The following is a 23654-nucleotide window of genomic DNA, read 5'->3' as shown; positions in this document are numbered from 1 at the left end:
CTACCGTGGTGCTCGTGGACGAAAGGCGGCCGGCTCCGCCCGAGGAGACAATCCCGCGAGAGCCCGCCGTACGGAGACCGTGAGAGGCCCCGTCCGACAACTTGTCCGATAATCCGGCCGACCTGGCGTACGGAGACAGAGCAGCATCACGATCTCTCGCCGCACCTCAGGCCAACGGGGACATGGTCCTGTGAGAGGGGGCGCGTCGTGGACACCATCCGTAATCTCGCCAAGCGCGTCTGCTCGTCTCTGACGCGGTTGCGCCCCCGGTCGATCCGCGGCCGGATCACCGTCTTCGTGACCGTGCTCGCCGTGGCGCTGCTGATCCCGATGGGCCTGCTCAGTGAAATGGTCGTCCGCCAGGGAGCGGGCGACGCCACGTGGCTGGACACCCGTGAGCAGGCCACGCTGACCGCCGCGGCCGCACGCCTCGGACAGCTGGCCGACCCGATCGTGCCGCGCGTCGCCGGCATTCACCTGGTCCAGGTCGTGACGCCCGATCATCGCGTCGTCGCGTCGTCGGCCGCGGCCAAGGCCATGCCGCCGTTGGCCTCGGTTCGGCCGCAACCCAATCGTCCACAGCAGGACCTGCGGACCTGCCTGACCAACCCGAAGACATGCCTGCACGTCTCGGCCCTCAGGGTCGAGCCGGCAGCTGACTCCCTCGTCGTGTACGCGGGGCGTCCTTCGGGGGGGACGGGCTCGTCCGGGGTCTTGAACGCGATATTCGCAGCGGAGGTGGCTGCCTTGATCATGCTCACGATGTGGGGAACCTGGAAGATCGCAGGTCGCACTCTCCGCCCCGTGGAGGACATCCGGTCCGAGCTGGCCGCGATCAACGTCAACGACGTCGGCAACCGGGTAGCCGAACCTTCCGGCCATGACGAGATCGCCCGGCTCGCGCAGACGGTCAACAGCACGCTGGGGCGGATAGAGCGGGCGAAGCAGGTGACCGAGCTCACCCTTCAGCAGCAGCGCCAGTTCGCCGCGGACGCCTCGCACGAGCTGCGCACGCCCCTCGCCGGGCTGCGCGCCCAGTTGGAGGAGGCGCAGCTGCATCCGGACGAGACCGATCTGCGGGAGCTGCTCGACCGGGCCCTGTCGGACGTCGACCGGCTACAGGCGATCATCACCGACCTCCTCCTGCTCGCCCGGGTCGGCGCGAACAAGTTCACCGAGAGGGAGCCGGTGGACCTGGCGGAGCTGGTCGAGGAGGAGGTCTTGCGGCGGAACGACCGGGTGAAGGTGCAGTTGCGGCTGCAGTCGGGGGTGACGGTCTGCGCCGTCCGCTCCCACATCGGCCGGCTGCTCACCAACCTGCTCGACAATGCCCAGCGGCACGCCAGGGGTTCGGTCCGGGTCGAGGTACACCTCAACGGCGGCGACGCCGAGCTCTCGGTCAGTGACGACGGCGCCGGAATCCCGCCGTGCCAGCGAGAGCGGATCTTCGAGCGGTTCACCCGGCTCGACGCGGCCCGCAGCCGCGACCGCGGAGGCACCGGGCTCGGCCTGGCCATCGCCCAGGACATCGCCAAGGCCCACCAGGGCACCCTGCGGGTCGGCGAGTCGCCCTGCGGCGGCGCACGCTTCGTGCTGAACCTGCCTCTGGGCAACTCTCCCGTGAACTCACACGCGCTGACATCCGGATCGGCGGGTCCGATCAACGGGTTTGATCACCGAGTCTGACCGTCGGGTTTGATCAACGGGTCACAGCATGCCGAACCAGTCGCGTACGGCGTCGCGGCCTCCGGCGCCGAGGGCGACCATCAGCGCCGCGCGAGCCTTCACGGGCGCGAGTCCGCGCGCTCCGATCGCGCCCACCCTGGCGGCGAGCCCCGTGCCAAGCGGCAGGTCGTCGAGCGGAACCTCCCGCGTCCGGCACCGTGAGGCGACGACCACGGGGATGTCCCAGTCCGACAGCTCGGCGATTGTGGAGAGCAGCGTGACGGGCACGTTCCCCAGGCCGGTTCCCTCCAGGACCACACCCCGCGCCCCCGCGTCCACGACCGCCGTGAGCAGCACCGGATCCATGTCGGGATAGGTCTTGATCAGCGCGACGTGCGATTCCGGCTCTCCCTCCGGATCGGGCGGTCTTGACGGCGGTACGGCCGGCATCTCGACGCGCCGCCCGATCACACGGCCCAGGATCGGATGGGGCGCCGAGGAGAACGCCGACACGCTCGCGGCGTCGACCTTGGTCACCCAGCGGGCCGCGTGCAGTTCGTCGTTCACGCAGACGACCGCCCCGGCGCCCCGGAGCGCGGGATCGGCGGCGGCGGCGATGGACGACGCCAGATTGCGGGGGCCGTCGCTGGACAGGTCGTCGAGCGCCCGCATGGCGCCGGTCAGCACGATCGCTCCCCGCCGCGCCGCCGGTCCCGCGAGCAGGTCGGTCAGGAACGCGGTGTCCTCCATGGTGTCGGTCCCGTGTGTCACCACGACCCCGTCGAACCCGTCGTCGAGAATGGCGGACCTCGCCCGGCGGGCCAGCCGCAGCATGGTGGCGGGCGACATGTCCCAGCTCGGCTCGGCCATCACATCCTCGACCACCACGTCCGCCGCCGGCGCGTCAGCGGGGATGGTCTCCAGCAGGCCGGCCCCGGACGCCACTGCGGCACGGCCGGGCCCGGACGAGTGCGCGATCGTGTCTCCAGTCGCCAGCAGCAGCACACGCTTCACCACATCGATCCCTTCCCTGATCCGTCCCTGCCGTCGGCCTTCGCTCAGGTGGCCGGGTCCGCGGGGATGCCGGCGTGCTCTTCGAGGCGTCGGATGCGTTCGGTGAGGGGCTCCAGCTCCTGGCGAACGACGGCGGCGACCTGCCCCAGGACCGCCGCGGTCGCGGCCTGCGTGGCGGTGCCCGTCGTGGCGGTGGCAGGCGTGGTGTCTTCGGCTGTGGCGGTTGTCTTGGCGCCGGCGGCTTCGCTCGCGGTGCCGTACGCCGGGATGGCGCCCTGGGTCTGCGCCCGCAGGTGGACGTAACCCGCGAGGGCCGCGACGACGGCTCGGCGGGTCAGCCGCGGCTCCGCGCCCCGGGCGCGCAGGATCTGCCCCGCCGTGCCGTCCGGCTCGATGATCAGCCCCAGCAGCAGGTGCTCACAGCCGACGTAGTTGTGCCCGAGGGTCTGCGCCTCCGTCACCGCCAGTTCCAGGACGTTGGCCGCGGCCCCGCTGAACTGCCGCACGGTGTCGCCTTCCGCGCCCTCTTCCGCGCCCTCTTCCGCGGGCTCGGACTGGGTGGGAGCCTGGCGGGCGAGGTCGCGCCCCACCAAGTCGGGATCGACCTCCACGGCGCGCAGCACATGAAGCGCCAGATTGCCGCCCTCGGCGAGCATCCCGGCGAGAAGGTGCTCCGTACCGACACTCGGCGAGCCGTCGGCCCGCGCCCGTTCCAGCGCCAGCTTGAAGACGGCGCGGGCGCGTGCGGTGAAGTGCGCCAGCCGTCCAGCCGGGTCGTCGAGCTCCAGGTCTCCCACGACGGCCTCCCTGATGGCGGTCACGCGACGTACGGCCTGCTCCAAAGCGCGCTGACAGATGGCCGACACCGGCAGGCCCGCCTCCTTGACCGCCTCGGCCAGCTCATCCGGCAGATACACGTTTATCTTCGGCATACCCCGTATATACCCCCAGAGGGGTTACGTGTCCACAGCGACTGGGCTTCGGCGGGGCGGACCGGAAGGGACGTGAGAAACTGGCGCAGTTCAGGCATAAGGCTGCGACAGATGGGGTACTGCCTTGCCGTGGCCGATCGGCACCACGCGGAGACGGAGACACCGCCCGTGCCGGAATCGACCAGGTCACAGGGCTATAAGCGGGAATGCAGAGGCGAGTGCCCCCGGCGGGACTCGAACCCGCACAACAGCCCTTTTAAGGGGCTTGCCTCTGCCATTGGGCTACGGGGGCGCCGCGATCATATGTCACGGATCACTCATCTGTAACTGGTTAGGCCTTACGCCGCTTGTCCCCCTTTCCGGACAGCATGAACGGCCCAGGTGCCCGCGACCCGGTCCAGGAAGAGTAGACCGTCCAGATGGTCGATCTGATGCTGGACGCAGCGGGCCTCGAAGCCATCGGCGTGAATCGTCATAGCCTCGCCCGTGCCGGGCCGTACACCGCGGACCGTGACAAGACCGGCCCGCGCGACCTCGGCGACGAGGCCGGGGACCGACAGACAGCCCTCCCGGGCGACCTCCCAGTGAGCGGCCTCGACGACCTCGGGGTTGGCGATCACCAGTTCCCCGGAACACGATCGAGCCAGCGGGTGTCCCGAGACGTCGAGGCACATCAACCGCTGCCCGAAGCCGAACTGGGGAGCCGTCAGGCCGAGACATCCGGGGATGCTCCGCATGGCCTCCAGCATCCGGGCTGCGGCGGCGACCACTGCGGCGTCGGTGGGATCCACCGGAGCCGCGGGCGTCACGAGCACGGGATGCGGCGCGGTGACCACCCCCTTCAGCAGTGCCGTACGGCTGTCACCCTCCATCAGATCACCGCCGGCTCGGCGGGCCGGAAGGCGATCCGATGATCATCCAGAGCCGAGGACATGCCCCGCATAAGTGACGGTACGTCGGCCCGCTCCGGCAATTCCACATCGGCCACGAGCACCAGCAGATCTCCCGCGACCCGGGTGATCAGAGATGTGATGGAACAGCCGGAGCCGGCGAGGAGTCCGGTGAGGACGGGAAGCACGTCCCCCTGCGAAGGACCGTGGAGGGTCAGGACGTACCCCAGCCCCGTTCGCACGGTCTCCACCAAGCCGAGGCCCCGGGGACTTCGCATCGGCCGGGCGTCCCCCACGACGCCCGGCGTCACGACCTCCCGCGCGGCTCTCACCGTCTCGCCGTTGTGCGTCTCGCCGTTGTGCGTCTCGCCGTTGTGCGTCTCGCCGTTGTGCGCCGAGACGAGCGACGTCTCGACCAGATCGGCGACGCCGACGGCGTAGCCCGGAAAGCGCCCGGTCAGCCCCTCGCCGAGACGGTCGGCACCGAGGCCGGCCGTGATGACGAGGATCATGGCGAGATAATCGCCCAGAAGGATCATCGACGAGTCGCCGATGGCGCCTCGGTCCGCGAGTGCCCCCGTGACCTCGGCGATCACGCCGGGACGATCCCGTCCGATCACCGTTACAGCGTAGAGCCCCACTCTGAACCACCTCCGTCGCAGTCACATGCGGACCGCACTGCCGACGGAAGGGGTGGCCGGCGTCGTGCAACGGGTGCCGGCGCGGCACACGCCCCCACGGTGGAGGCGCGTGCCGTACGGCGATGGTCTAGCGCTTGCGACCACTCTCGGCGGCGGCCTTGAACACCTCGCGCGGGTTCTCGATCTCGCCCAGCGAGACGGTCTCCCGCTTGAAGAACAGCGACAGCGTCCAGTCGGCCACCACACGGACCTTGCGGTTCACCGTAGGCACCCGCGAGAGATGATACGTCCTGTGCATGAACCACGCCGGGAACCCGCGTAGCTTCACCCCGTAGACGTTCGCCACACCGCGGTAGAGGCCCAGACCGGCGACCGATCCGGCGTACTTGTGCCGGTAGTCCTTCAGCTTCTCCCCGCGCAGGTAGGCGGTGATGTTGTCGGCCAGGACCTTGGCCTGGCGGACGGCGTGCTGGGCGTTGGGCGCGCAGTACTGGCCCGCGTTGGTCACGTCCGGCACACCGGCGATGTCTCCGGCGGCGAACGCGCCCTTGACGCCCGCGACCGTTAACCGGGTCGTGGTCTTGATCCGGCCACGCTCGTCGAGCGGCAGGTCCGTGGAGTTGACGACCGGGCTGGGCTTGACCCCGGCGGTCCACACGATCGTGGCCGCCTCGAACTCGTCGCCGTCCGAGGTCTTGACGAGCCCGCCCTCGCAGGACTGGAGCAGCGTCTCCATCTTGAGCTCGATGCCGCGCTCGCGGAGCTGCTCGGCGGTCCACTCGCCCATCTCGGGGCCGACCTCGGGCAGGATGCGGTTGCTCGCCTCGATCAGGACCCAGCGCAGGTCCTTCTTCTCGATGCTCGGGTAGTACTTGATCGAATCCTCGGTCATGTCCTCGAGCTCGGCGAGGGCCTCGATGCCCGCGAAGCCGCCGCCGACCACGACGAAGGTCAGCGCGCGGCGGCGCACGTCCTCGTCATCGGTCGACTCGGCCCGGTCGAGGAGGGCGAGAACACGGTTGCGCAGCGCGATGGCCTCGCCGACGGTCTTGAAGCCGATGGCGGCGTCCGCCAGGCCGGGGATCGGCAGCGTACGCGAGATGGAACCGGCGGCCATGACGATGACGTCGTACTCGATCTCCCGCGAGTGGCCGACGGCAGGCTCGAAGGTCACGGTCCTGGCCTCGTGGTGCACCTTGGAGACCTTGCCGTTGAGGATCCGGACCTTGGGCAGCACCCGGCGGAGCGGGGCCACGACGTGGCGCGGCGAGATGTTGCCCGCCGCGGCTTCGGGAAGGAACGGCTGGTAGGTCATGTAGGACTGCGGGTCGATGAGCGTGATCCGCACGCTCCCGTCGCGCAGCTCACGGCGAAGCGTGCGCTGGAGGCGCAGGCCGCTGTAGAGGCCCACGTATCCACCGCCGACGATGACGATGTGCTTCGACTTGCGGTTCACCACGGATGCCCTTCGTGCCTGATGGCTTGTGAAAGCATTCACAAGCCTACGCCACGGGCAGGCGACAGCACCAATCCCCCCATGGAGTAACTTTGACGAGACTTGACCATTGGTGCGTATCAATGCTGGTTTCACGGCAAAAATTTCACCGAACTTTCGTTCGTGACGGACTTCACACTCGTGAAACGGTTCACAAGCCGCGCGTACCCCCCGTTAGCAGACACCGCGTGATCATGCACAGGCTCCCGCGGAATGTTGAGACCTGCACAAAGGTCGTAGGTGATCATGCGCGGATTCCCGTGGGTGCGCGCCGACCTCGTGCGCGGCAATTCGTGACCATGCAGCCGGATGTTCGGGCACCTATGCATGATCACGAAACAGGAGTTCGCAGGTTGAGGTGCTACCTCGGGAATGTCTGCCAGATCACGAACCGCAAGTGCCCAGCGTGGCTCCCAGGTGCGGGAACCCGTGCATGATCACGCCGGTGGGGAGGTGGGGTGGCGATGATTAAGGTGACTAAGTGGTGGCGAGCACGACGGCCCTTGCGAAGATCGCGTCGAGCATGGCGGCCGTCACCCGCCCGGTGAAGGTGTTCTGCTGGCTCGGGTGGTAGCAGCCCAGCAGGGTCGCGGGCGCCGAGCCGTACGAGATGGGCACCTCAACCCCATGGCCGAACGGCGGCCTGCGGGGAGGCAGCGAGAAACCGGCGTCCCGGAGAGCGGGCCAGACGGCCTGCCAGGCGAAGCCGCCGAGGGCCACGATCACCCGAGTGGACGGCGCGGCCAGGGCGAGCTCCCTGGAGAGCCACGGGAAGCAGGCGTCCCGCTCCTCCGGCGTTGGCTTGTTGGCGGGCGGCGCGCACCGGACCGCCGCCATCATGCGCGCGCCGAGGAGCCGCTGGCCGTCCCCCGCGTGCGTGCTCGTCTCCTGTACGGCGAGGCCGGTCCGATAGAGGGACGCGAACAGCCAATCGCCGCTGCGGTCGCCCGTGAAGATCCGGCCGGTACGGTTCCCACCGTGGGCGGCCGGGGCCAGCCCGACGATGAGCGTGTGCGGGTTGTCGTCCCCCCATCCGGCGACGGGGCGGCCCCAGTAGGTCTCGCCGGCGAACGCCCGCCGCTTGACGTCGGCGACGGTCTCCCGCCACTCCACGAGCCGGGGGCAGGCCCGGCACACCGACTGCCGGGCCGTCAGCTCCTCAGGCGTACGGCTGTCCGCCGCGAGCTTGGCGACCTCCACGGCATCCTGGGCGACGGGAGTGTCCGGCCTGGCGGGGTCGTCCGGCCAGCCGGATCCGGGAGGTACGGAACTCATGACACCGATCGTGCCAGCCCGGGCAGCCGCCAGGACCGCATACCCAGCCATATCCCCGGGCCGCACCACCGGCCCATCCCGGGCCCCATCCCGGGCCCCATCCCCCGGCCGCCTTGCCGACCCGCATCGTCAGCGCATGAAGGCGGGTAAAGCATCTTTCTCCGGGACATGAGGTGGGTACGTACCGCCCGTGTCCAGCGACTCATGCCCCCCGTTGTTCGGTCCGTCCTTCGACGCCGACCCCTATCCCGCCTACGACTGGCTGCGGCGCAACGCCCCCGTCGTGCGCGTCCCGCTGCCGGGCTGCGAGGCCTGGCTGGTCACGCGCTACGAGGACGCGGTGGCCGCGCTCACGCACCCGTCCCTGTCCAAGGACCCCGCCTCGGGCTCGCCCGAGTGGCGCGCGGCGGGCCTCGGCCTTCCCCTGGACCACCGGCCCTCGCTCGCCCGCCATATGATCAACGCGGACGCGCCCGATCACCCTCGGCTGCGGCGGCTGGTCAGCTCGGCCTTCACCCCACGACGCATGGAGGGTCTGCGGTCCCGCGCCCAGGAGGTGACCGACAGCCTGCTCGACCGCCTTGACGGCCCCGAGGCCGACCTGATCGCCGATCTGGCCTACCCGTTGCCGATCACGATCATCTGCGATCTCCTCGGGGTGCCGGAGGAGGAACGGGAGACCTTCCACCACCACGCGTCAGTGATCGACTCGGCGGAGGCCTCCGAGGTCGAGGAGATCGCGCGGGCCACCGACGCCCTGGAGAAGTTCCTGGCCGACCTGGTCGAGCTCAAGCGCTCCCGCCCCGGCGACGACCTGCTGACCGACCTGGTCAGGCGCTCGAAGGACGGCGAGATCGACAACGACGAGCTGACGTCCACGGCGTTCCTGCTGCTCATCGCCGGCCACGAGACCACTGTGGCCCTGATCGGCAACGGCCTGCTGGCGCTGCTGCGGCACCCGGGCCAGGCGGCGGCCCTCCGCGCGGACCCCTCACGGCTTCCCGACGTCATCGACGAGATGCTCCGCTACGACGGGCCGGTGCGGAACGCGACCTGGCGTTTCCCGACCGAGCCCGTCGTCATCGGCGGCCAGGAGATGCTGCCGGGAGACCCCATCCTGGTGTCGCTGCTGGCCGCCAACCGGGATCCGTCTGCCTTCCCCGACCCCGACGCGTTCTCCCCCGGCAGGATCGGCGAACCGCACCTGGCGTTCGGGCGCGGACCCCACTACTGCATCGGAGCGGCCTTGGCCAAGGTCGAGGCCGAGGTCGCGATCGGGACCGTGCTCCGCCGGTTCCCGGATCTACGGCTCGCCGCCGACCCGGCCGGGCTGACGTGGTGGCCGAGCGCCATCATGCGCGGGCTCTTCTCGCTGCCGGTCCGGCTGCGTCAGTGACCCTTCTTCCCGGTCCGGCCCGGGCTCGGGCCACCACTCGGAGTGGCCGTCGGGCTCGGGCTGGCACTCGGGGTCGGCGTCGCGCTGGGGCTCTCGCTTGGGGATTCGGTCGCGCTCGGGAAAGCGCTCGGCGACGGGAAGGGCGTGGGCGTGGCACAGGCCGGAGTCCCTTCCGGGAGCGGGCCGGGACCGTCCCCGAAGGCTTCCCGCTCCGGCTCGAGCGGCAGCGGATAGGCGTTGCGGATGATCGGCCCTCCCCCGCACGGGGCGATGATCGCCTGGCCGTGCATCTCGGGGTCGGTGGTGATCGCCTTGCCGTCCTGGTCGTAGAGCCGGACGTCGCTCAGCGGCGTGCCGTCCGCGGAGAAGGGGAAGATGTTGTAGACGCCTCCCCCGTCGAGGCTGGCGACGCTCTCGACCGGGACGCCAGGCCCCCCCGGCCCGCCGTACGCGAAGGAGACCTTGTCCCCGTCCCCGGCGTCGGAGGCCCTCGCCATGCCGGAGACCACGCACACGGCCGCGACCGCGTTGAGTCCCAGCAGCAGCGCCCGTCGCCAGGTGAGGGCCCTTCGTCCCCCGGACACCGGTCCCCGCACAGGTACGGAAGCTCCCGCAGGCGCACGTCCGCGGCTCACGGTCCGCCGGCCGAGCCACACCGACGCCCAGATCACCATGAGGGTGAACGCCCACGCCACGAGGTTGCCGGGGACGACGTCGTCCGGTCCCAGCGTTCCCAGCACGACCAGGGCGAGGGCGTAGCCGCGTAACACCCACCAGGCGGGCCGGAGCTCGGGCAGGAACGCGGTCGCCTGCTGGTACGGCGGGAGGCCGAGCAGCCGGGCGTGAGCCGTACGGAAAGCTGAGCGGATCCGGCCCCTCGCTCGCAGGGCCCGGCGCGGCGCCATGGGACGGCCCCCGTAGGCGGCCCGCAGCTCCGCGGCGTACGCGATGGGGGAGCCGAGGCGATCCTCCAGCGGCACGTCGGACTCGGCGGCGACCTCGCTCAGATGGTCGTCGAGGTCCTCCAGCAACTCCTCCCGCTCCCTGTCGGGGAGGTCCGCCAGGGCGTCACGTACGGCACGGGCGTACTCGCCTGGGCTCATCGGCGGGTTCATCAGGCGTCAACCTCCTTGAGCAGGTCGTTCATGGTGGCGGCGAAAAACGTCCAGGTCTTCGCCGACGAGGCGAGAAGCGAGCGGCCGACGTCGTTCAGGCCGTAGTACTTGCGGTGCGGCCCCTCGTCGGAGGCCACCACGTAGGAGTTGAGGGCCCCGGCCTTGAACAGGCGGCGGAGCGTGCCGTACACCGAGGCGTCCCCGACCTCTTCGAGGCCGACCTCGCGCAGGCGGCGCACGACGTCGTAGCCGTAACTGTCGCGTTCGTTGAGCACCGCGAGAACCGCGACGTCGAGCACGCCTTTCAGGAGCTGGCTGCTATCCACGCACGGCACAGTACTACGCAATGCGCAATAGCTGCCACACGTTGGCCGGATCGGTCCCGACCGGAAACGATCAGACGAGGGACCAGGCGATGCCGTCGAGGATGTCGTGCTCGCTGACCACCACTTCGGCGAAGCCGTACCGGCGGACGATGCGGTCGAGGATCAGCGCGCCCGCGCCGATGACGTCGACCCGGCCGGGATGCATGACGGGGATGGCCGCCCGCTCGTCGTGCGTCATGGCGAGGAGCCGCGCCGAGACCTCGTGGACCCGCTCGGCCGGAATGCGGGAATGGTGGATCTTCGCGGCGTCGTAGGCCGGGAGGCCGAGAGCGATGCCGGCGACCGTGGTGACCGAGCCCGCCAGGCCGACCAGCGTCCGCGCGTCCCGCACGGGGACGGCCGCCTCGACCCGGTCCATGGCCGCTTCGATGTCCGCGATCGTCGCCTGTACGGCTGCCGCCTCCGGCGGGTCGTCCGTCAGGTGGCGCTCGGTCAGCCGCACGCAGCCGATGTCCACCGACAGCGCTCCCTCGACCGAGGTCGAAACCGAGGAGGAGCCGACGACGAACTCGGTCGATCCCCCGCCGATGTCGACCACCAGATACGGAGTGTCGTCGGCGGCCGGTCCGCGCCGGGCCAGCCCCCTGGTGGCGCCGGTGAAGGACAACCGGGCCTCCTCGTCGCCGGTCACCACTTCGGGGTCCACGCCGAAGATCTCGCGCACGCCGGCCACGAAGTCGTCGCGGTTGGCCGCGTCCCTGGTCGCGGAGGTGGCGACCACCCGGACCGGCATCGATCCATCAGGACCGGCGTGTCCGGTGATGAGCTTGGCGTAGCCGCGCATCGCGGTGAACGTGCGCTCCAGGGCCTCCGGGGCAAGGCGGCCGGTCCGATCCACGTCCTGGCCCAGCCGGACGATCTCCATCCGGCGCTCGACGTCGGTCAGCTCGTCACTCTCTTGCGAGATGTCCGCGATGAGAAGCCTGACCGAATTGGTCCCGCAGTCGATGGCCGCGACCCTCATGATGACCCCTTCGCGGCGTCTGACTCCTTCGCGACGTCCGAAGCCGGATGGGAAGCCGAATCAGGGGCGGGGGCGACGCAGGGCCCGTCGGCCCACCAGTCGGGAAGCAGCTCCAGAGCCTCCCGGCCGAACGGGTTGGCCCCCGGGACCGCGAGCTCGTGCGCGACCAGCGCGTGGAGGCACTTGACCCGGTCGGGCATGCCCCCGGCGGTCTGCATGTCCGGAGGGAGCGGCTCCATGCCCTCCTCCGCGGCCGCCCGGTCTCTGCGGGCGCGGTAGTCCTCGTGCGCCGCCTGATAGGCCGCGGCGAGCTCGGGATCGCCGGCCAGCCCGGCCTGCATCCGCTTCATCAAGCCGGACGACTCCAGGGTCCCGATGGCCGAGGCCGCCTTGGGGCAGGTCAGGTAGAACAGCGTCGGGAACGGCGAGCCGTCCGGCAGCCGGGGTGCGGTCTCCAGGACGTCGGGCAACCCGCAGGGGCACCGATGAGCGACGGCCCGCGCCCCGCGCGAAGGGCGCCCGAGCTGGGCCTCCACCGCCGCCAGATCGGCCTGATCCACCACCCGTTCCACCACCCGTTCCACCACCCGATCCCCCACTGTCGAACTCCTCGCCAATTCAGTTCTGGCCCGCCTGTACGGCGCCGCGCCCGTTGTCGGCGGCCTCGACCGACTGCCACAGCGTGAGATACCAGGCGGGCTTCTCGGCCGGCTTCACCCCCGCCTTGGCGGTGGACCTGCCAGCGTCGTCGTTCTGCACGACGTAGCACTTCGCTCCGGGCTCGCAGAGGTGGAGCCGCGTCCTGGCCACGCGCTTGATGAACTCCGGGTCGTCGCGTTGCTTGGCGCGCTCCTCCAGGTCCCGGAGGTGCCTGAGCGCCTGCGCCTGCTGCTGCTCGAGCTGGGCGATCTGCCGCCGCTGGGCGAGGTACTCCCGGATGGGGTAGGCGAGGCTCATCGCGATCGCGCAGACGACGACCGCGAGGATCGCCGCCCGCCCGGTGAGCTGCGGTCGCTTGGCCAAGGCGAACCCACCCCTTCCGGTTGGATCTCCGTACCGTCCCTAGCTCTGGAAGCGCGGGAAAGCCCCGCGACCCGCGTAACGGGCGGCGTCGTCCAGCAGCTCCTCGATGCGCAGAAGCTGGTTGTACTTCGCCACGCGGTCGGAGCGGGCCGGGGCGCCGGTCTTGATCTGCCCGCAGTTGGTGGCCACGGCCAGGTCGGCGATCGTGGTGTCCTCGGTCTCGCCGGAGCGGTGGCTCATCATGCAGCGGTAGCCGCTGCGGTGCGCCAGGTCCACCGCGTCGAGGGTCTCCGACAGGCTGCCGATCTGGTTGACCTTGACGAGCAGCGCGTTGGCGGCGCCCTCGCGGATGCCGCGCTCCAGCCGCTCGGGGTTGGTCACGAACAGGTCGTCGCCCACGATCTGGACCTTGGTGCCGAGGGAGGCGGTAATGGCCTTCCAGCCCTCCCAGTCCTCCTCGTCGAGCGGGTCCTCGATGGAGACCAGGGGGTAGGAACGGACGAGGTCCTCGTAGAAGGAGATCAGCTCGGCGGCCGACAGGCCCTTGCCGTCGAGGGTGTAGACGCCGTCGGAGTGGAACTCGGTGGCCGCGACGTCGAGCGCGAGCGCGATGTCCTGGCCCGGCGTGTAGCCGGCCTTCTCGATGGCCACGAGGATCAGGTCGAGCGCGTCGCGGTTGGACGGCAGGTTCGGCGCGAAGCCGCCCTCGTCGCCGAGGCCGGTCGCGTAGCCCTTCTCCTTCAGCACGCCCTTCAGCGTGTGGTAGGTCTCGGCACCCATGCGCAGGGCCTCGGAGAACGTCTCGGCGCCGATCGGCGCGATCATGAACTCCTGGATGTCCACGTTGGTGTCGGCGTGCGCGCCGCCGTTCAGGATGTTCATCATCGGCACGGGCAGGATGTGCGCGTTCGGCCCGCCGACGTAACGGAACAGCGGCAGGTCGGAGCTGTCGGCGGCGGCCTTCGCGACGGCCAGCGAGACGCCGAGGATCGCGTTGGCGCCGAGCCGCGCCTTGTTGGGCGAGCCGTCCAGGTCGATCATCGTCTGGTCGATGAGCCGCTGCTCTTCGGCGTCGAAGCCGATGATCTCGTCGGCGATCTCATCGGTGATCCCGAGGACTGCCTTCTCGACACCCTTGCCGAGGTAGCGCCTCTTGTCCCCGTCGCGCAACTCCACGGCCTCGAACTGGCCGGTGGACGCGCCGCTCGGGACGGCGGCGCGGCCGGTGCTGTAGTCGTCCAGCAGTACCTCGACCTCGACCGTGGGGTTGCCCCGGGAGTCGAGGATCTCGCGGGCGGTAACGGCCTCGATGGCAGCCACGAACGCTCCTAGCAAAGTCGCGGGCATTTTGCCTCCTGAGCCTATCGGTCCCTACTACCCGGTTCTGCTCAGGGCCGCCTCTTCACGGTGTGTCGCGCGTGCTTTCCCATTCTTCGACCCGGCGGCGGTACGCCCGGGCCGCTGCGCGAAGCTCGGCCTCGGGGTCCAGCCCGTCCGCCTGTGCCTGCCGTACGAGATCGAAGAGCCGGGCGCCGAGCGCCGAGGGGAGGTCGTCGGAGAGCGCGCCCGGGGCGCCCACCCGCCCGGCGCGGCGGAGCAACTGGGCGGCGAGGGAGAGCGCGGGCTGCCCCATGGGCACTCCGTTGAGCACGGACTCCGCCTGGCCCTTGGCGGCCCGCTCGGCCGCCTTGATCGTCTCCCAGTTGTCGCTGACCTCGCCGGCGCCGGACACGGTGACGCCCGCGAAGACGTGGGGGTGGCGGCGGACCAGCTTGTCGACGATCCCGGAGGCCACGTCGTCGATGTCGAACCCGTCCTCCCGGCCCGGCGCGAGCCGTTCCTGAGCGACCCGGGAGTGGAACATCACCTGGAGCAGCAGGTCGCCGAGCTCCTCCTGGAGGGCGGCGTAGTCCCCCTGGTCGATCGTCTCGAGGACCTCGTACGCCTCCTCGACGAGGTAGGGCACGAGCGACTCGTGGGTCTGCTTGCGGTCCCAGGGGCATTCGCGGCGGAGCCGGTCCATGACCTGGACGAGGTCGAGCAGCTTCGCGCCCGGGAGGTCGTAGGTCCCCGGGATCACCTCGATGACCGGCGGGTCCTCAAGGGCGACCGCGGCAAGGCCGATGGACCGCATGAATTCCTCGTCACCGTCCTGCGCGGCCAGCCAGACGACCGTTCCCGTACGGCTCTCGCGGGCGAGCGCCGGCGGGTCGGGCGTCACCACGTCGACGCGGATGCCGGCTTCCTCCAGGAAGGGGAGGTACGGGTGGCGGGTGGAGCCGGTGAGCACCGGCCCCGCGCCGAGCACCGCCCACGCGTGCCTGGTCAGCACCCCCGGCGCCACCCGCGGAGACGTGGTTACAACGATGAGCGGCATACCGCCACCCTAACGCTCCTCCCCGCCGTGATCATGCACAGATTCTCGCGCGGGGATCTCACCAGCGAAAACGCCCGCCGTGATCATGCACGGATTCCCGTACGTGCATTCCACCAGCGGAAACATGCCGCGTGATCATGCAAGTGCATGATCACGCATGGTGTCCTCGCACTTCAGCGCGGCCGATCGGGACGTTGCGCATGATCACGGCCGAGGGCTTCTCAGGTCAGTACGGCCAGCCGGGACTTCGTGCATGATCACGCCGGAGGGGCGGCGGGCGGGGCTTCGGGGGCGGCGGGAGCGGCGGGAGCCACCGCGCCGAAGCGGTCGTCGGCGACGAAACCCTGCTGCGGGTCGTACTTGCCGTACCTCGGGCTGTAGCTGACGGGCACCGCTGTGTCGGCCTCCTGGGCCACCTTCAGGGAGGCGGTCCGCTGGCTCTGCTGGTCGTTGCCGGCCCCGAGCTGCGCCATCAGCTTCTGCCGGATGACCCACGCCCGGATGGCGTTGTCGCCCTCCGACAGCGGGATGCCGCTGGCCAGAAGGATCTGCTCGATCGTCGCCTGCCCCTGCTGGGCTTCCACGAGCGCGCGCTTGCCCTCCTGGATCTCCGACTGGGTGACCGTGATGCCCTTCTGGCGGCCGTACTCGGTGAACTGCCTGCCGTTCGCCATGTTGAGCAGGACGAGCTGCGGCACGGATATGCGGAGACCGAGCTGGTCCTCAGGGATCTTGTTCGCGGCCAGGTCCTTGCGGTACGCCTGGATCTCGGCGCTCAGGTCGCTGGAGGTGATGCGGTCCTTACCCACGATGGCCGCGGCACCGGCCTGCATGGGGCTACACGCGCTCAGCGCCACACCCGCCGCCACGACGGCGGCCGCGACGCGCACACGATACGACTTCACGTTCGATCCTCCCGACGACACCGGCCAGGCAATTGTGCCGATTTTCACAAACCCGGGGGTCACTGTACTCGCATCGGCTCGAGGAACATGGCCTCGACCAGGTCCCCGCACCATTTGAGCAGGTCGAGGTCCCTGAGGGGCTGGCCGCCGATGGGCTTCGTCTTCGGCACGGGCACCAGCAGGATCTCGGTCGCCTGCTTGACGATCGACTTCGGATACAACCGCTGCAGCCGCACCTGCTGGGAGTCCCTCAGCGAAACGGGGGCGAACTTGATCTGCTGGCCCTGCATGGTCACGTCCGTGAGCCCCGCCTTCCTCGCCTTGATGCGGAACCGCGCGACCTCCAGCAGGTTGTCCACCTCCTGCGGCGGCCTGCCGTACCGGTCCGTCAGCTCGTCGCGGACGGCGGCGATGTCGTCCTCGGAGCCGATCGCGGCGATGCGCTTGTAGGCCTCCAGACGCAGGCGCTCGGAGGTCACGTAGTCGTGCGGGACATGCGCGTTGATCGGCAGCTCGACCTTGACGTCGGGGCGCTCCTCCACCTGCGGCTGGCCGGAGAGCTTGGACTTCTGCTCCTGTACGGCTTCCGCCATCATCCGGACGTACAGGTCGAAGCCAACGCCGGCGATGAAGCCCGACTGCTCGGCCCCGAGGATGTTGCCCGCGCCCCGGATCTCCAGGTCCTTCATCGCGACGTACATCCCGGCGCCCATCTCGGTGTGCTGGGCGATCGTGGCGAGCCGCTCGTGGGCGGTCTCGGTGAGCGGGGACTCCGGCGGGTAGAGGAAGTAGGCGTAGCCGCGCTCCCGCCCCCGGCCCACCCGGCCGCGGAGCTGGTGGAGCTGCGACAGGCCGTAGTTGTCCGCCCGGTCCACGATCAGCGTGTTGGCGTTCGGCACGTCGAGACCGGACTCGACAATCGTGGTGCAGACGAGCACGTCGAAGTTGCGCTCCCAGAAGTCCACCATGATCTTTTCGAGCTGGTGCTCCTGCATCTGGCCGTGGGCGACCGCGATCCGCGCCTCGGGCACGAGCTCGTGCAGCCGCGCGGCGACCCTGTCGATGCTCCGCACCCGGTTGTGCACGAAGAACGTCTGGCCGTCGCGCATCAGCTCGCGCCGGATGGCCGCCGCGATCTGCTTCTCGTCGTACGGCCCGACAAAGGTGAGGATCGGGTGCCGCTCCTCGGGCGGGGTGAGGATCGTGGACATCTCCCTGATGCCGGTCAGGCCCATCTCCAGCGTCCGGGGGATCGGCGTGGCCGACATCGCGAGCACGTCGACCTGGGTGCGGAGGTGCTTCATGGCCTCCTTGTGCTCGACGCCGAACCGCTGCTCCTCGTCCACGATGATGAGACCCAGGTCCTTGAACCTCACCTCGGGCGAGAGCAGCCGGTGGGTGCCGATGACCACATCGACCGCGCCCGACCTGAGTCCCTCGAGGGTCCCCTTGACCTCGCCGTCGGTCTGGAACCGGGAGACCGGCTTCACCGAGACCGGGAAGCTCGCGAAGCGCTCGCCGAAGGTCGACAGGTGCTGCTGCACGAGCAGGGTCGTCGGCACGAGCACGGCGACCTGCTTGCCGTCCTGCACCGCCTTGAACGCCGCGCGGACCGCGATCTCGGTCTTGCCGTAGCCGACGTCGCCACAGATCAGCCGGTCCATCGGGACCGGCCGCTCCATGTCGCGCTTGACCTCGTCGATCGCTTCGAGCTGGTCGCCCGTCTCGGCGTAGGGGAAGGCGTCCTCCATCTCGCGCTGCCACGGGCTGTCCGGCGCGAAGGGGTGGCCCGGCGACGCCATCCGCGCCGAGTAGAGCCGGATCAGCTCGCCCGCGATCTCCCTGACGGCCTTCCTCGCCTTGGTCTTCGCCTTGGCCCAGTCGGCCCCGCCCATCCGGTTGAGCGTGGGCGCCTCTCCCCCGACATAGCGGGTGACCTCGTCGAGCTGGTCGGTCGGGACGTAGAGCCGGTCGCCCTTGGCGTACTCGATGACCAGGTATTCGCGGGTCGCCCCCTGGATCGTGCGCTGCACCATCTCGATGTAGCGGCCGACGCCGTGCTGCTCGTGCACCACATGGTCGCCGACCTTGAGCTGGAGCGGGTCGACCATGTTCCGGCGCCGGGACGGCAGCCGCCGCATGTCCTTGGTCGACGCCTTCTGCCCGACGAGGTCGAGATGGGTCAGCACGGCCAGGTCGGGGGTGACGAAGCCGTGGTCGAGGCGGCCCGTCGTGACCTCCACGACGTCGTGGCCGGGCGGCCCGTCGAGCGCCGGCACCAGCCGGGCCGGCACGTCCACGCCCTTGAGCAACTCCACCATGCGCTCCGCCGGGCCGTGGCCCTCGCTCAGCAGCACCACCGCCTTGCCCGCGCCGAGCCATCCCTTGATGTCGGCCAGCGCCCGCTGGGTGTCGCCCCGGTACGCCTCGACGTCCTGTGCGTCCAGCTCTGCGCCGTCGCCGAAGGGGGCGATGCTCCACCACGGCTGGCCGAGCTCACGGGCGTGGTCGCGGATCTCCTCCAGCGTCCGGAAGGCGGCCGCCTGGAGGTCGATCGGCGCTTCGCCGCCCGCCGCCGCGGTGATCCAGGACGCCTCCATGAACTCCTGGCTCGTGCGGACCAGCTCGACGGCCCGGCTCCGGATGCGCTCGGGATCGCAGACGAACACCGCCGACCGGACCGGCAGGTGGTCGAGGATCAGGTCCATCGTCCCGGCCAGCACCGGCGCGAACGCCTCCATGCCCTCGACCGGCACACCGTCGGCCAGCTGGTCGAGCACGTCCTTCAGCGCCGGGTGCTCCTCCCCCAGCTCGCGGGCGCGCCGCCGTACGTCGTCGGTGAGCAGCAGCTCCCGGCACGGCGCGGCGAACAGGCCGTCCTGGGCGATCTCCAGCGAGCGCTGGTCGGCGACCCTGAACCAGCGGACCTCCTCGACCGTGTCGCCCCAGAACTCCAGCCGCAGCGGGTGCTCCTCGGTCGGCGGGAACACGTCGAGCAGGCCGCCGCGCACGGCGACCTCACCGCGCTTCTCGACCATGTCCACCCGGTGGTAGCCGTTGCCCACGAGCCTGACGACCACCTCGTCCAGGTCGGCGTCGTCGCCCGCGCGGAGCCGTACCGGCTCCAGATCGCCGAGACCGGACACGATCGGCTGCAGCAGCGACCGGATCGGCGCGACGACGACGCGGAGCGGCCCCGCGTTCGGATCTCCCGCCACCGGGTGCGCCAACCGGCGGAGTACGGCGAGGCGCTGGCCCACCGTGTCGCTCCGCGGCGACAGCCGTTCATGCGGAAGGGTCTCCCACGCGGGGAAGACCGCCACCGAGGTCTCGTCGACGAGGCTGGTCAGCGCGGCCGCCAGGTCCTCGGCCTCCCGCCCGGTCGCCGTCACGGCCAGGACGGGCCTGACGCGGGAGAGCGCGGCCACGGCGAACGGCCGGAGCGCGGCGGGCGCGAGCAGGTCGGTGCCGGGATCGGCGGATTGTTTGGCGCTTTCGAGCGCGACGGCCAGCTTCGGTTCGGCGGCGACAAGGTCGAGCAGTCCGGAAAGAGACATTGATGCCTTCAGAGCCCCACGACGGCAAGCGAATGGCCCCGAGCCGAAGCGGACCGGGGGTATCAAGGCTACGCCCGTCCGCCCATGCGCGGACCGCGAGTCCCCCAACCCCGCCGACGCGGGCGCGGAAGCGGGCCGGCGCGGGGGAAGCGGCGGGGCCGCGCTCGGCGACGGAAATCTTGGCGGCGCGCAAATCCGCTACTAGTCGTGTGATGGTGACTACTCTCTGATGCTATGTCTGAGGTTCAGTGGTCGTCCGTGGACGAGGATGACGTGTTCAGCCAGCGGATCCGCGAGCAGTGGACCGATCAGCTGGGTCGGCGGCTCGACATCCTGATCGCCGGCTGCGGCCGCGGGGGCGTCCTTGACGTCGGCCGGTGCGACCCCAAGATCACGGGGATCGACGAGGACCTGCCGCCGCTGCGGGCCTACACCACCGCGCGAAAGGACCTGGACGCGTGGTACCTCGACGACATGCGCTCGGTGCCGATCCCTCCCCGGTCGTTCGACGTGATCTACGTGTCGTTCCTGCTGGAGCGCATCAGCCACGCCGAGCTGGTGCTCGACCGCATCGTCGCGGGCCTGCGACCCGGCGGGCTGCTCCTCATAAAGACCCGCGACCGGAATTCGGCGTACGGGTTCTGCGACCGGATCACGCCTCCGTGGCTGCGCCGGATGCTATGGAAGTCGCTGGTCCCGGCCGGTTCCGTGGGGCCGCTGCCCGCGGTCTACGAGCCGCTGGCCTCCCGCGAGGGCATCCAGGCGTACTGCCTGATGAGGGGTCTCATGATCGCCGAGGACCACCCGGGCACGAGCGGCCCGGCCCGGAGGGGACCCCAGGCCGGGCCAGTCAACCTGATCTGCCGCGCGATCGCGCTGCTGTCCCGGGGCAGCCTGACCGTGGAGGACGAGGTCACCATGGTCATCCGCAAGCCCCACAACCACTTCGCGCGCCTCATCTGAGACCCCGGGCCGGACCCCGGTGTGTTGCTCGTTGAACCGCTTGTGCCCGCGCCACAGCGCGGACCGGCTTCCCCGCGCCCTGGGATCCTGCCGAGCATCGTCTTACCTGCCCTCTCTCCATCAGACTGGACTGGGGCGGTCCGCACCGAATCATCGGTGGCGTGCCGGTCGTCTCCGGTGAGCATCGCTCATCCGCGGCGCCCACGATCACCTCCAGGGGTTAATGTCAGCTTCTTGGACGCCTCGCCCCCCGGCGGCACAATGCCTGATTGGTGTACTAAGGAAATATCCGACTGAGTCGATCGGAAATAGGAACGATGCACGAGTGGACTCCCGACGCGCGGGAGCTGGCCGACCTGGAGCTGCTGCTCTCCGGGGCGTACGCGCCGCTGACCGGCTTCCTTAGCTCGGCCGACGTGACCATGGTGGTGGAGCGCGGACGGCTGGCCGACGGCGCCCCGTGGCCCGACCCGATCACCATCGCCCTTCCCGACGAGATCCGGTCTGGCGATCGGGTGACGCTCAAGGACCCAGAGGGCGCGGCGATAGCCGTACTGACCGTGGAGGAGCGGGACGGGCACCACGCATCGGGGCCCGTGGAAGCCCTCGACGCGCCCGTCTACGGGCCGTTCGCGCGGCTGCGCCGTACTCCCGAGGAGGTCCGCAAGGACCTGCCCGACGGCGAGATCCTGGCCGTGACCATGCGGGGGCCGCTCGACTCGGCCGCCCTCGACGACGTGGCCGCGACCGCCGAGGAGCTGGAGGCGACCGTCCTGCTGATGCCGCTGGTGTTCGGCGAGGGCGGTCCGGCGGTGGTGCGGGCCGCGCTCAAGGCGTCGGCCCAGCTTCCCGGGTCGTCGGTGGTCGCCGTGCCGCTCGCGCCGCGCGAGGACGTCGAGATCGACCTGGAGCTGCGGGAGCACGTGGCGCGCAACTACGGCGCGACCGAGCATTACGCCGGGCCCGCTCCCGTGGTGATTCCCGGGCCGCCGCACCGGCGCGGGCTCGTCGTGTTCTTCACCGGGCTGTCCGGCTCCGGCAAGTCGACCATCGCCAGGGGCCTGCGCGACGCGCTGCTGGAGCGGGGCGGCCGCACGGTCACCTACCTGGACGGCGACGTGGTCCGGCAGCTGCTGTCAGCCGGGCTCACGTTCTCCCGGGAGGACCGCGACCTGAACATCCGGCGCATCGGCTTCGTCGCCGCCGAGGTCGCCCGGCACGGCGGCCTGGCCATCTGCGCACCCATCGCGCCGTACGCGGCCACGCGCGACGAGGTCCGCGCCATGGTCGAGGAGGTCGGCGCCGACTTCGTGCTCGTGCACGTGGCCACGCCGCTGGAGGAGTGCGAGCGCCGCGACCGGAAGGGCCTCTACGCCAAGGCCCGCGCCGGGCTTATCCCCGAGTTCACCGGCATATCCGACCCGTACGAGGAGCCCGACGACGCCGAACTCGTCGTGGACACCACCGGCATGACCATCGAGCGTTCGGTGAGCACGGTGCTGAACCTGCTCACCTCCGGAGGCTGGATCCGCTGACCCCCGCCGTATGGTCACCCCTTGCTGGCATATGGTCACCGCTTGCCCGCCCCGTGCCTGCCCGTTGCCGCAGAGGTTTCGACGGCGTACGGCTCGCACCGGCGCGGCCGGCGGCCATGCGCGAGGCCGGGGCGGCCGGCCCGCGCGGTGGAGAGACGGGCCGGGACGCAGATGGTCACTGGGCGGGGACGGCGGTGCGGGTGAAGCGGCGTTCGCGGCCCAGTTGGATGAACGCCCTCGTCGCGCCCGGGGTCGTGTCGAACCGGGTGTCCCCACGGGGAGCCAGCGGCGAGTCGAAGTAGACGAGCGCCTTGATCTGCGGATATTCGTCGATCTGCCGCCCGACCGAGGTGTAGAAATCGCGCTTGAACCGCGGCATGCCGGACCGCTCGAACGCCCCCCACTCAGCGATCATGATCGGCTTGGCCGGGAAGCGGGACTGCATCCAGCGGTAGAAGCCCGGCCACTGGGGGTGATCCGGGCGGGTCTTGTTGACCAGCCCGGCGAAGTCGCTCACCCGGTCGTCGGCGTAGGGATCGAGGCCCACCCAGTCGACCACGTCGTCACCCGGATAGAGCTTCTCGAACCAGGGCTTGTCCGCCCAGTTGGGCGCGCCCATGTAGGTCATCACGGTCACCGCGTTCCGCACGCCTCTTTCGCGGAGGCGGGTGACGATGTGCCGGTACATCGCCGCGTAGTCGGCGGCGGAGTTCCCCGCGCCCTGCCGTACGTCGTTCTCCGGCTCGTGGTGGATGGTCAGGAAGAACCGGCCGGGAAATGTGCGGGTGATGTAGTCGGCGAGCGTGTCGATGCGATGGTCGATCGCGCCATGGGCGACCTCGGCCCAGGTGTGGTCCATCGCCGGCTTCCAGTTGACGAGCAGCAGCCGGGGGCCCTTCGCGATCTCCCGCTCCTCGGGAGTCGGGAACAGCTCGCCGTTCCGGTGGTAGACGTGCACGATGTCGGCCCGGCGGCCCATCCGCCGCTCGGCCATCTCGACCGCCCGTAAAGGCCGCCTGCCCGAGAAGACGTCAGGCGCGATCCCCCACCACACCCCGCACGTCGGGATGAGCTTCTCCGTCACCGCGCAGTCCCCCGGCGGCCTGCGGCCGTGGCCGAGGGGCGTCGCCAGCCCCCTCGACGTGCCGGTCGCGGAGCCGCACCCCGCCAGGCATCCCGGCGCCAGTACGGCCAAGCCCGCCAGCAGAGCCAAGCCTCGTGGCCCAGCCCAGCGACGACGTCGTACAGCCGAGCCGTCACGGACGGTTTTATTCGCGGCCAGGCCGGCGCCCCCAGTTCGTCGCACGGTGCCCCTCCTCTATTCGACCGGGCCCCCGCCTCGATCGGTCGGCATTCACCTTCCCACTAGAGGGGAGGGGTGGTGAGCCATTCCCGACATCTCATCTGTCCTGAAATTTCCGCCGAAAGACATCTATTGGCTGGCCATTCCTTGATGGAAATCTTGAATAGTCGGCAGGGGGAAACACATGTCCGCCCTATAGTTCGAGACTGAGCGCGGAA

At 70.2% G+C, this 23654-nt stretch carries 20 protein-coding genes and 1 tRNA gene; 4 read left to right on the top strand and 17 right to left on the bottom strand.

Annotated features, from left to right (window positions below):
• Positions 1 to 207: 207 nt before the first annotated feature.
• Complete coding sequence (locus tag ABH927_RS13650; protein WP_370021416.1) at positions 208 to 1686, top strand: sensor histidine kinase; 1479 nt, start codon at positions 208 to 210, stop codon at positions 1684 to 1686.
• Positions 1687 to 1707: 21 nt separating this feature from the next.
• Here the strand turns inward: ABH927_RS13650 and ABH927_RS13645 are convergent, their stop codons facing one another.
• The 7 genes from ABH927_RS13645 to ABH927_RS13615 all read right to left on the bottom strand — a co-directional run bounded on the left by ABH927_RS13645 (position 1708) and on the right by ABH927_RS13615 (position 7912).
• Positions 1708 to 2679 (bottom strand): asparaginase, encoded by a 972-nt coding sequence (locus ABH927_RS13645; protein ID WP_370021414.1) that lies wholly within the window; start codon positions 2677 to 2679, stop codon positions 1708 to 1710.
• A 44-nt stretch (positions 2680 to 2723) separates the two neighbouring features.
• Positions 2724 to 3611: a Clp protease N-terminal domain-containing protein gene (locus ABH927_RS13640; protein WP_370021413.1), complete on the bottom strand. Its 888-nt coding sequence runs from the start codon at positions 3609 to 3611 to the stop codon at positions 2724 to 2726.
• 219 nt (positions 3612 to 3830) lie between these two features.
• A tRNA-Leu gene (locus ABH927_RS13635) sits at positions 3831 to 3903 on the bottom strand.
• Between the two features lie 46 nt (positions 3904 to 3949).
• Positions 3950 to 4483 carry a peptide deformylase gene (gene def, locus ABH927_RS13630; protein ID WP_370021411.1) on the bottom strand — a complete coding sequence of 178 codons (534 nt, stop codon included), beginning with the start codon at positions 4481 to 4483 and terminating at the stop codon, positions 3950 to 3952.
• The gene (locus ABH927_RS13625) at positions 4483 to 5121 is read right to left on the bottom strand and encodes an ACT domain-containing protein (protein ID WP_370021409.1); all 639 of its coding nucleotides are present in this window, start codon (positions 5119 to 5121) and stop codon (positions 4483 to 4485) included. Before ABH927_RS13625 ends, def begins: the two co-directional genes overlap by 1 nt.
• Before the next feature lie 148 nt (positions 5122 to 5269).
• Entirely contained in the window at positions 5270 to 6598 is a 1329-nt protein-coding gene (locus ABH927_RS13620; protein ID WP_370021408.1) for an NAD(P)/FAD-dependent oxidoreductase, read from the bottom strand.
• Between the two features lie 516 nt (positions 6599 to 7114).
• Positions 7115 to 7912, bottom strand: coding sequence for a uracil-DNA glycosylase (locus ABH927_RS13615; RefSeq protein WP_370021406.1), 798 nt, complete (start codon positions 7910 to 7912; stop codon positions 7115 to 7117).
• Between the two features lie 190 nt (positions 7913 to 8102).
• On the opposite strand from ABH927_RS13615, the gene ABH927_RS13610 reads away from it, so the two are divergent.
• Positions 8103 to 9308 carry a cytochrome P450 gene (locus ABH927_RS13610; RefSeq protein ID WP_370021404.1) on the top strand — a complete coding sequence of 402 codons (1206 nt, stop codon included), beginning with the start codon at positions 8103 to 8105 and terminating at the stop codon, positions 9306 to 9308.
• Here the strand turns inward: ABH927_RS13610 and ABH927_RS13605 are convergent.
• From ABH927_RS13605 to mfd, 9 genes are all read right to left on the bottom strand, one after another.
• A complete protein-coding gene (locus ABH927_RS13605) occupies positions 9302 to 10423 on the bottom strand; it encodes an HAAS signaling domain-containing protein (RefSeq protein ID WP_370021402.1) in 1122 nt (373 codons plus the stop codon). The two genes, ABH927_RS13610 and ABH927_RS13605, sit on opposite strands and share 7 nt — an antisense overlap.
• A complete protein-coding gene (locus ABH927_RS13600) occupies positions 10423 to 10749 on the bottom strand; it encodes a PadR family transcriptional regulator (protein WP_370021400.1) in 327 nt (108 codons plus the stop codon). The genes ABH927_RS13605 and ABH927_RS13600 overlap by 1 nt, the downstream gene beginning before the upstream one ends.
• Before the next feature lie 70 nt (positions 10750 to 10819).
• Positions 10820 to 11776 carry an exopolyphosphatase gene (locus tag ABH927_RS13595; RefSeq protein ID WP_370021673.1) on the bottom strand — a complete coding sequence of 319 codons (957 nt, stop codon included), beginning with the start codon at positions 11774 to 11776 and terminating at the stop codon, positions 10820 to 10822.
• Complete coding sequence (locus ABH927_RS13590; RefSeq protein ID WP_370021399.1) at positions 11770 to 12372, bottom strand: DUF501 domain-containing protein; 603 nt, start codon at positions 12370 to 12372, stop codon at positions 11770 to 11772. The genes ABH927_RS13595 and ABH927_RS13590 overlap by 7 nt, the downstream gene beginning before the upstream one ends.
• 19 nt (positions 12373 to 12391) lie before the next feature.
• On the bottom strand, positions 12392 to 12796 hold the full coding sequence (locus ABH927_RS13585) for a septum formation initiator family protein (protein ID WP_370021398.1): 405 nt from the start codon (positions 12794 to 12796) through the stop codon (positions 12392 to 12394).
• A 39-nt stretch (positions 12797 to 12835) separates the two neighbouring features.
• Positions 12836 to 14116, bottom strand: a complete 1281-nt coding sequence (gene eno, locus ABH927_RS13580; RefSeq protein ID WP_370021397.1) for a phosphopyruvate hydratase — start codon at positions 14114 to 14116, stop codon at positions 12836 to 12838.
• An 82-nt stretch (positions 14117 to 14198) separates the two neighbouring features.
• Entirely contained in the window at positions 14199 to 15173 is a 975-nt protein-coding gene (locus ABH927_RS13575; RefSeq protein WP_370021396.1) for a MazG family protein, read from the bottom strand.
• Positions 15174 to 15430: 257 nt separating this feature from the next.
• Entirely contained in the window at positions 15431 to 16078 is a 648-nt protein-coding gene (locus ABH927_RS13570) for a hypothetical protein (RefSeq protein WP_370021394.1), read from the bottom strand.
• Between the two features lie 59 nt (positions 16079 to 16137).
• Complete coding sequence (mfd, locus tag ABH927_RS13565; RefSeq protein ID WP_370021393.1) at positions 16138 to 19635, bottom strand: transcription-repair coupling factor; 3498 nt, start codon at positions 19633 to 19635, stop codon at positions 16138 to 16140.
• Between the two features lie 234 nt (positions 19636 to 19869).
• Here mfd and ABH927_RS13560 point away from each other — a divergent pair, with 234 nt between their 5' ends.
• Positions 19870 to 20598 (top strand): class I SAM-dependent methyltransferase, encoded by a 729-nt coding sequence (locus ABH927_RS13560; RefSeq protein ID WP_370021392.1) that lies wholly within the window; start codon positions 19870 to 19872, stop codon positions 20596 to 20598.
• Positions 20599 to 20915: 317 nt separating this feature from the next.
• Positions 20916 to 22133 carry an adenylyl-sulfate kinase gene (cysC, locus tag ABH927_RS13555; protein WP_407072830.1) on the top strand — a complete coding sequence of 406 codons (1218 nt, stop codon included), beginning with the start codon at positions 20916 to 20918 and terminating at the stop codon, positions 22131 to 22133.
• 175 nt (positions 22134 to 22308) lie between these two features.
• On the opposite strand, the gene ABH927_RS13550 is transcribed toward cysC, so the two are convergent.
• On the bottom strand, positions 22309 to 23328 hold the full coding sequence (locus tag ABH927_RS13550) for a glycoside hydrolase family 26 protein (protein ID WP_370021391.1): 1020 nt from the start codon (positions 23326 to 23328) through the stop codon (positions 22309 to 22311).
• Positions 23329 to 23654: the final 326 nt, after the last annotated feature.

This window comes from Planotetraspora sp. GP83, from assembly GCF_041262585.1.
GTDB lineage: Bacteria > Actinomycetota > Actinomycetes > Streptosporangiales > Streptosporangiaceae > JAOEGB01.
This window is presented reverse-complemented; position numbering and strand designations above follow the sequence as displayed.

What these genes read in the sequence shown, in the direction of transcription:
- cysC (WP_407072830.1), top strand. Translation starts at nt 20,916, where the DNA reads ATGCACGAGTGGACTCCCGACGCGCGGGAGCTGGCCGACCTGGAGCTG.
- ABH927_RS13560 (WP_370021392.1), top strand. Translation starts at nt 19,870, where the DNA reads ATGTCTGAGGTTCAGTGGTCGTCCGTGGACGAGGATGACGTGTTCAGC.
- ABH927_RS13615 (WP_370021406.1), bottom strand. Translation starts at nt 7,912, where the DNA reads ATGAGTTCCGTACCTCCCGGATCCGGCTGGCCGGACGACCCCGCCAGG.
- ABH927_RS13605 (WP_370021402.1), bottom strand. Translation starts at nt 10,423, where the DNA reads ATGAACCCGCCGATGAGCCCAGGCGAGTACGCCCGTGCCGTACGTGAC.
- mfd (WP_370021393.1), bottom strand. Translation starts at nt 19,635, where the DNA reads ATGTCTCTTTCCGGACTGCTCGACCTTGTCGCCGCCGAACCGAAGCTG.
- ABH927_RS13575 (WP_370021396.1), bottom strand. Translation starts at nt 15,173, where the DNA reads ATGCCGCTCATCGTTGTAACCACGTCTCCGCGGGTGGCGCCGGGGGTG.
- ABH927_RS13640 (WP_370021413.1), bottom strand. Translation starts at nt 3,611, where the DNA reads ATGCCGAAGATAAACGTGTATCTGCCGGATGAGCTGGCCGAGGCGGTC.
- def (WP_370021411.1), bottom strand. Translation starts at nt 4,483, where the DNA reads ATGGAGGGTGACAGCCGTACGGCACTGCTGAAGGGGGTGGTCACCGCG.